The organism is Pontibacterium sp., assembly GCF_041587635.1.
Lineage (GTDB): Bacteria > Pseudomonadota > Gammaproteobacteria > Pseudomonadales > Balneatricaceae > Pontibacterium.
Genome location: NZ_JBFGYC010000670.1, coordinates 1 through 1,938, shown reverse-complemented (window position 1 = coordinate 1,938; position 1,938 = coordinate 1). Strand labels below are relative to the sequence as shown.

General features: G+C 49.4%; 2 protein-coding genes. Both read left to right on the top strand.

Features of this window, described 5'->3' with window-relative positions:
- Positions 1-207 precede the first annotated feature (207 nt).
- On the top strand, positions 208-510 hold the full coding sequence (locus tag ABYW01_RS20535) for an excinuclease ABC subunit C (RefSeq protein WP_372836355.1): 303 nt from the start codon (positions 208-210) through the stop codon (positions 508-510).
- A gap of 157 nt (positions 511-667) precedes the next feature.
- The coding region (gene uvrC / locus ABYW01_RS20530) for an excinuclease ABC subunit UvrC (protein ID WP_372836354.1) at positions 668-1,938 on the top strand (1,271 nt) is incomplete at its 3' end.

Here is a 1,938-nt window from a genome sequence, read left to right as displayed (position 1 = left end):
GTCGTCCGGGTTCAGAGCGCTGGTATGTCTATGCAGCCAGTGTGTTCCATCTTGGTCGGCCGGCAGTAACATCAGCGCAGGCGACTCAAGCAGCCAGCGAATATCCGCATGAATCTGTTGTGTAATGAAAGAATCAGTTAACAAGACCACCTCTTAGGCTTTAAAGTAATGGCTGGTGCTCCATAAGTATTTAACAGGATTTTCGGAATGAGCAAATCTGATTCGCAAAAAACACCGCTCAATGAGCGCGAACGTAACCCGTTGCTATCGGAAACCGACATCAACTACATTTTACTGAATGGTGCGCAAATCGCGCTTACGAAACTTAAACGCGCGAAATCTACCGAGAACAGCTTGTTCTATTACGCTGAAATCGGTGCCTATCTGGAAGTATCCCTATCACGTGGTGCCGGGATCAGTGACTCAACGCGAGAAGAGCTTCAGTTATTGCACCGCGAAGCGACTCATAAGCATATGGGTCACAACAAGGCGCTTAATCTCGCCAAGTAATATCGCTCTTTGTCGGGGTTAGGCACTACAAAGTTGCAGGCTCCGCGCTACCGTAACATTAGAGTCACCGGCTGTTTTGAACACTGAAACTACTTCATCGCTTTTTGATTCCAAATCCTTTCTAGGCCGATTAACGGGTCGCCCAGGCGTCTATCAGATGTTCGGCGTGAAGGGTGATATTTTGTATGTCGGCAAGGCCAAAAATTTAAAGAAGCGCGTAAGTAGCTATTTTCGAAGCACCGGCCTATCTACCAAGACGCAAGCTCTGGTCAGCAAAATTGCTGATATTGAAGTCACAGTAACCAATAGCGAAACCGAAGCTTTACTGCTTGAGCAGAGCCTGATCAAGCAGCAGCGGCCACCTTATAACATCCTGCTCAGGGATGATAAATCGTATCCGTATATCTTTGTTTCTGACAAAGATGCCTATCCTGCAATTCGCTTTCATCGTGGCGCTCGACGTCGTAGTGGCCGATATTTTGGGCCATTTCCGAGTGGCGGAGCGGTGCGCGAAAGCCTGAACCTGTTGCAAAAGATATTTCGTATTCGTCAGTGCGATGAGAGCTTCTTTAAAAATCGCTCCCGCCCTTGCCTGCAGTATCAGATAAAGCGCTGTAGCGGACCTTGCGTGGAGCTGATTAGTCCCGAGCAATATCAGCAAGACATGCGTCGTGCAATGATGTTTCTGGATGGCAAAAGCAAAGTCATCATGGAGGAACTGGCTGCCGACATGGAAAAGGCATCTGAGAGCCTGGCGTTTGAAAAGGCGGCTGAGTTTCGCGACCAGATTGTAAGCCTTCAGAAGGTGCAGGAGCAGCAGTATGTGTTTGGCTCAGCAGGTGATGCGGATGTGCTGGGTTGCGCGCTCAAGCCGGGTGGTGCCTGTGTACATATGCTCTTCGTACGTGGAGGGCGTATTATTGGTAGCAAAATCTTTCACCCTAAAGTCTCCGTTGAAGAAACTGAGGCGGACGTTTTGTCTGCTTTTGTTGCGCAATGGTATTTGTCATCGCAGCGTGAGATTCCGAACAGTGTAATCACCTCATACGCAGTTGAAGATAAAGACTGTCTTGAAGAGGCGCTGGGGAATAAGCGAAGTAAACGAGTCACCTTGTCTCATAATGTGCGTGGCGAGCGTGCGGGCTGGCAGCGGCTAGCGCAAACTAACGCTGAGCAACACCTTGCATCACATCTGGCGAATAAGAAAAACGTATACAATCGGTTTCTGGAATTGCAGGAGTCGCTGGCGCTTGACGCGGTGCCGCAGCGACTGGAGTGTTTCGATATTAGTCACAGCTCCGGTGAGGCTACGGTTGCTTCATGCGTGGTATTTGATCGTAACGGGCCGCTTAAGCAGGATTACCGCACGTTTAACATTGAAGATGTTACCGCCGGTGATGACTATGCAGCGATGCACCAGGCGTTGAT

Excerpts from the sequence above, each read along its gene's own strand:
- ABYW01_RS20535 (WP_372836355.1), top strand. The coding sequence starts at position 208 with ATGAGCAAATCTGATTCGCAAAAAACACCGCTCAATGAGCGCGAACGT.